This window comes from Streptosporangiales bacterium (assembly GCA_009379955.1).
In the GTDB taxonomy this organism is placed as follows: Bacteria; Actinomycetota; Actinomycetes; order Streptosporangiales; family WHST01; genus WHST01.
On record WHST01000041.1, the window covers coordinates 39717 to 45877 of the forward strand.

Annotated in this window: 5 protein-coding genes; 1 reads left to right on the top strand and 4 read right to left on the bottom strand. The window is 69.9% G+C overall.

Annotated elements, in window-relative coordinates:
* Positions 1-156: 156 nt before the first annotated feature.
* Positions 157-1314, top strand: coding sequence for a hypothetical protein (locus GEV10_14295; GenBank protein MQA79626.1), 1158 nt, complete (start codon positions 157-159; stop codon positions 1312-1314).
* Between the two features lie 116 nt (positions 1315-1430).
* Here the strand turns inward: GEV10_14295 and cysN are convergent, their stop codons facing one another.
* The 4 genes from cysN to GEV10_14315 are packed head-to-tail and all read right to left on the bottom strand — an operon-like array spanning position 1431 to position 5899.
* Positions 1431-2687 carry a sulfate adenylyltransferase subunit CysN gene (gene cysN / locus GEV10_14300; protein MQA79627.1) on the bottom strand — a complete coding sequence of 419 codons (1257 nt, stop codon included), beginning with the start codon at positions 2685-2687 and terminating at the stop codon, positions 1431-1433.
* On the bottom strand, positions 2687-3595 hold the full coding sequence (gene cysD, locus GEV10_14305; GenBank protein ID MQA79628.1) for a sulfate adenylyltransferase subunit CysD: 909 nt from the start codon (positions 3593-3595) through the stop codon (positions 2687-2689). Before cysD ends, cysN begins: the two co-directional genes overlap by 1 nt.
* Positions 3596-3618: 23 nt before the next feature.
* Positions 3619-4377, bottom strand: a complete 759-nt coding sequence (locus tag GEV10_14310) for a 3'(2'),5'-bisphosphate nucleotidase CysQ (protein ID MQA79629.1) — start codon at positions 4375-4377, stop codon at positions 3619-3621.
* A gap of 22 nt (positions 4378-4399) precedes the next feature.
* Complete coding sequence (locus GEV10_14315; protein MQA79630.1) at positions 4400-5899, bottom strand: exopolysaccharide biosynthesis polyprenyl glycosylphosphotransferase; 1500 nt, start codon at positions 5897-5899, stop codon at positions 4400-4402.
* Between the last annotated feature and the right edge of the window lie 262 nt (positions 5900-6161).

The window sequence follows — 6161 nt, forward strand, 5'->3', positions numbered from 1 at the left end:
CGTTATCAGAGGTATATCATCACTTGTCGTATAGCCGAGTGACGCGTCCTCGGCTACTGTCCCGAACTTGTCCGGACGTCCGAACCCCACACGGGGACAACGTCCGGGGGGAACGGATGTTCGGGTGACCTCTCGCCCCCAACGGAGGATGCCCCAATGCCGCACAGTCATGGAGGCAGGCGACACGCGAGGCCGCGATCTCGCCGATCCCCTGCCCGCAACGCCACGACCGGGCTCGTCGCCCTCGCCTCGGTCGTGACCCTCGCCGGTCTGAGCGCGTCCACGACGGCCGACGCCGCGCTGTGGTCCCGCCAGGGCTCGCACGCCTCGTCGACCGCATCGGCCCCCGAACGTGCCGACGACGTGCCGGGCGCCGAGCACCTCGTCCCGGTGCGGCCACCGGCGAAGAAGCAGCAGCACGACCCGACGAAGGAGGCGAAGAAGGAGGCAGAGCCCGCGGCGAAGGAGACGGGCGGGACCGGCGCCGCCGACCGCACGGAGGCGGGGCCGACGAAGTTCGGTGCCGCCGTCCGTGCCGGCCGCGGCGAGACGTACCGCCAGGCCGTCGACAGGTCCGTGCGCCAGTACGGCCGGCTCGGCGTGGTGCGCAAGTTCTATCCCGGCCTGCCCGCACCGTGGTCGCGCATCCGGCACGACATCGGCTCGCTCACGCCGGCCGTCTCGTTCAAGGCGAGTCCCGCTCAGGTCCTGTCGGGCAGGCACGACGCGCGGCTGAAGGAGTGGTTCGCGTCCGCGCCGACCGACCGGCCGATCTACTGGACCTACTTCCACGAGCCCGAGAACGACGTCGACGCGGGCGCCTACAGCCCGGCGCAGTTCACGGCCGCGTGGAAGCGGATCAGCAGGCTCGCCGACGCGGCTGACAAGCCCAACCTGAAGGCGACCCTCACGCTGATGTGCTGGTCGCTCGAGAAGGGCTCCAAGCGTGACTGGCGTGACTACTTCGCGGGCAGGCAGTACGTCGACGTGCTCGCATGGGACTGCTACAACAAGGCGATCACACGCGCCGACTACGCCGACCCGAAGGCGATGCTCGGCACGGCGATCGCCACCGGCAGGTCCGTCGGCCTCCCCGTGGCCTTCGGAGAGTTCGGCAGCAAGCTCGCCCCAGGTGACAACGGCACCCGCCGCGCCGCCTGGCTGCTCGCCGCCGCCAGGTACCTGCACGACAACGACGTCGTGTACGTCAGCTACTTCGACTCGACCGTCGGCGGAGAGTTCCGGCTGCTCGACCGCGTGTCACAGCTCGCCTGGCGCACCGTCGTGACCGGCACCGCCCGCTGGCAACGGTAGCGACGCCCCCCGCCCCCGATGCCGCAGACACGTGAGGGGCACCCCGACCGGACCAGGACCCGGTGAGGGTGCCCCTCACGGTGCGGCGATCCCGGGGTGACCCCGGCCGAGTACACCTAGGTCTTGTCGATCTCCAGCATGCCTGCCGCGACGGTCTGGTTCGTCGCCTCGTCGATGAGGATGAACCCGCCGGTCTCCCTGTTGCGTCCGTAGTCGTCGCAGAACAGGGGCTGGGTCGTGCGCAGCGAGATCCGGCCGATCTCGTTGAGACCCAGCTCGACGGCGCCCTCGTTGCGGTGCAACGTGTTGATGTCGAGCTGGTACTGCAGGTCCTTCACCATCGCACGCACGGCGTGCGTGGTGTGCTTGAGCGTGTAGCGTCGACCCGGCTTCAGGCTGCCCCGCTCACTCATCCAGCACACCATCGCGTCGAGGTCCTGCGTGACCCGCGGTGAGTTGTGGGGCCGGCAGATCATGTCGCCGCGCGAGATGTCGATGTCGTCGGCGAGCCGCACGACCACCGCCATGTCGGGGAACGCCTCCTCGACCGGTCCGTCGTAGGTGTCGATCGCGGTGATGGTGCTGGTGAACCCGGACGGCAGCGCGAGCACCTCGTCGCCGACCTTCATCACGCCGCCGGCGACGGTGCCGGCGTAGCCGCGGTAGTCGTGGTACTCCTGCGCCTTGGGCCTGATGACGTACTGCACGGGGAAGCGCACGTCGATGAGGTTGCGGTCACTCGCCACGTGGATGTTCTCCAGGTGGCCGAGCAGGGTCGGTCCGTCGTACCAGGTCATCTCGCTCGACCGCTCGACGACGTTGTCGCCCTTGAGCGCCGAGATCGGGATGATCGTGAGGTCGGGCACCCGCAGCCGCTGCGCGAAGACGGCGAACTCCTCGCGGATCCTCGTGTAGACGTCCTCGCGGTAGTCGACGAGGTCCATCTTGTTGACCGCGAGCACCAGGTGCGGCACCCGCAGCAGCCCCAGCAGGAACGCATGGCGCCTGCTCTGCTCGGTGAGGCCGTGCCGCGCGTCGACGAGCACGATGCCTAGATTGGCGGTGGACGCCCCGGTGACCATGTTGCGCGTGTACTGCACGTGGCCCGGGGTGTCGGCGATGATGAACTTCCGCCGCGGGGTCGCGAAGTAGCGGTACGCCACGTCGATCGTGATGCCCTGCTCGCGCTCGGCGCGCAGGCCGTCGGTCAGCAGGGCGAGGTCGGTGTACTGGTCGCCGCGGGCGCGGCTGGCGCGCTCGACCGAGTCGAGCTGGTCCTCGAAGATCGCCTTCGAGTCGTACAGCAGCCGGCCGATCAGCGTGCTCTTGCCGTCGTCGACGGAGCCGGCGGTGGCGAAACGCAGGAGGTCCATCAGAAGTAGCCCTCCTTCTTGCGGTCTTCCATCGCGGCCTCGCTGAACTTGTCGTCGGCGCGCGTGGCGCCGCGCTCGGTGATGCGGCTCGTCGCCACCTCGACGATGACCTCTTCGACGGTGGACGCCGTCGACTCGACCGCACCGGTGCAGGACATGTCACCAACGGTGCGGTACCTGACCGTCGCCTCGTACGGGGTCTCGTCGTCGCGCCTGGTGATGACGTCGGAGTCGGACAGCAGCATGCCGTCGCGCTCGAACACCTTGCGCACGTGGGAGAAGTAGATGGACGGCAGCGCGATCCGCTCCCTGGCGACGTAGTCCCAGATGTCGAGCTCGGTCCAGTTGGACAGCGGGAACACCCGCATGTGCTCGCCGGGATGCACCCGGGCGTTGTAGAGGCTCCACAGCTCGGGCCGCTGGCCCTTGGGGTCCCACTGGCCGAACTCGTCGCGGAACGAGAAGATCCGCTCCTTGGCGCGGGCCTTCTCCTCGTCCCTGCGCGCGCCGCCGAACAGCGCGTCGAAGCCGTGTTCGACGGTGGCGTCGAGCAGCACCTGGGTCTGCAGCCGGTTGCGGCCCTGCCCGGGCAGCTCGTGGACGCGGCCGTCGGCGAGGGCGTCCTCGACCGACGCGACCTCGAGCCGGACGCCGAGCTCGGCGACGAGCCGGTCGCGGAACTCGATCACCTCGGGGAAGTTGTGCCCGGTGTCGACGTGCATCACGGGGAACGGCACCGGTGCGGGCCAGAAGGCCTTGACCGCCAGGTGCAGGAGTACGCAGGAGTCCTTGCCGCCGGAGAAGAGCAGGGCGGGCCGCTCACATTCGGCCGCGGCCTCCCTGATGACGTGGATGCCTTCGGCCTCGAGCGCGTCCAGCTGCGACAGGCGATAGTCGGACGTGGTGATCGCCATGGGCGACAGGTTCCTCCTCAGACGGCGTGCGCCGCGTTGAGCGCGTTCATCACACGGCCCGCGATCTCCTGGCGGCAGACCACGAGGTCGGGAAGTGAACGCTCTGCGGTGTCGTACGTCAGCGGGGATCCGTCGAGCCGAGACGTGTGCAGGCCGGCGGCCCGAGCGACCGCGATCGGCGCGGCGGAGTCCCACTGGTACTGCCCGCCGGCATGGACGTACGCCTCGGCCTCGCCGCGCACCACCGCCGCGACCTTGGCACCCGCCGAGCCCATCGGCACCAGCTCGCCGGGCAACACCTCCGCCAGGCGTACGGCCTCCGCTGGAGGGCGCGTACGACTGACCAGGATACGAGAGGGAGTGCGCAGGTGGGACAGCGCGGGTGGGTTGTCGGCGGTGAGCACCATGCCCAGCGCGGGCAGGGCCACGGCGCCGGCGACGAGGCGGCCCGTCTCCCACAGCGCGACGTGCACCGCCCAGTCGGACCGGTCGAGCTCGCCGTACTCCCGGGTGCCGTCGAGCGGGTCGATGATCCACACCCGGTCGGCTCCCAGCCGGCGCTCGTCGTCGGGCGCCTCCTCGGAGAACACGATGTCGGCGGGACGCGCCTGGCCGAGGAAGTCGGCGAGCACGCCCTGCGCCACCCGGTCGCCCTCGTCACGCAATGCCCCGGGGTCGCCGTCACCGCGCTCCGCGCGCAACCGCAGCAGGGCCTCACCGGTGCGCCTGGCCGCGGTCCTCGCCACGGCGTGGTCATCGAGCTCCTGGGACGTCATACGCGTCCGCCTCCCCCGCTCACTAGTACGCTCCCGACTTCCTCAGCACCGCACCCAGGGTGCGGCAGACGATCAGCATGTCCAGCAACAGGGACCAGCGTTCCACATACCGAATGTCGAGCCGCACCGCTTCCTCCCACGGGAGGTCGGACCGTCCGCTGACCTGCCACAGCCCGGTGATGCCCGGGCGCACCACGAACCTGCGGTGCACGTAGCTCTCATAGCGCTCGACCTCGCGCCGCAGCGGCGGCCGTGGACCGACGAGGGACATCTCACCGCGCAGGACGTTGACGAGCTGCGGCAGCTCGTCGAGGGAGTACCGGCGCAGGAAGCCGCCGAGCCGCGTGACCCGCGGGTCCATGCGCATCTTGAACAGGACGCCGTCACCGTCGCTGACCGGCAACAGCTCGGTGAGCCGATCCTCGGCCTTCGGCACCATCGTGCGGAACTTCAGCATCACGAACTCGCGACCGCCCTGCCCCACCCTGGACTGCCGGAAGAGCACCGGTCCGCGGTCGGACAGCTTGATCGCGAGGGCGAGCGCCAGCAGGAACGGCGACAGCAGGAGCAGGCCGAGCCCGGAGCCGACCTTGTCGAAGCTCGCCTTAAGCAGCCGGCGCCAGCCGCTCAGCTCGATGTGCTCGACGTGCAGGAGCGGCAGGTCGGCGACCGGCCGGACGGTGACCCGGGGTCCGGCCACCTCGAGCAGCGCCGGCGCGACGAGCAGGGTGGTGTCGCTGCGCTCCAGCTGCCAGCTGAGCCGTCGCAGCGCGACACCGTCGAGCTCCGGGCACCCGAGCACGACCACGACGTCGGCGCCGACCGCGGCGACCGCGTCGTCGATGTCTGCGAACGACCCGAGCACGGGGACGCCGCAGTCCTCGATGACCATCGACGAGCGGACGGCCAGCCGGTGCGGCGGGAGGCACGCGCCGACGACCTGGAGGCCGTGGAAGCGGTCGCGGCTCAGGGTGCGGCAGAGGTTGGCGGTGGAGCGCTCGTACCCGACGATCACGGCGCGCCGCATGCACTCACCGTGCATCCAGCGGCGCCGGTGCAGTCGGCGGCGCCAGGCGTAGCGCAGCACCAGTGTCGAGAGCGTCGTCATCGGCACGAGGAGGATCAGCCAGCCACGGGCGACGTCGGCGTTGGCGAGGTACGACGCCACCGCCACGGCGACCATGAGGGCCGCGCCGGCCTGGAGCACCTTGCGGTACTCCTCCGTGCCCTCGTGGAGGAACCTCGCCTCGTAGGCGCGCAGCAGTGTCAGGGTGCCGAACCAGAGCATCGGGAACGCGACGGTGGCGACGGCGTAGGCCACGTAGAACGAGCCGAGCAGGCCGAACCGCACCCCGAAGGCGACGGCCGCCGACACCCCGGCGCAGACGAGGTCGATGAGGAGGATGCCCCGGCGATAACGGGCCTGCCAGGCGTACACCTGGTTACGTATCGCCCGTGAGGCGACATCCGGGGCTGATCTGGTGGTTCCGTCACTGTCGGGGTCGGTGCGCACTACCGACATCCAGGTCCTCCGAAGGCGATCGCGGGTGCCCTGCAGAGACCGGGGCCGTCGACGGTCCCCGTCAGCGTCGGCGACACATGCCCCCTATGTGCCCGACCGTCTCCAGGACAACTCGCCCGGATACTAGTAGTACTTTGTTACGTGTGTCGCTACCGCTGATCCGGCTCGTGATGTGGTCGTGTTCTGATCCGTGACCCCGGAGGAGATGGACCAGGTCAGGCCGCGGCTGGTGGCGTTCGCTGCGGAGATGCTCGGCGGGCTG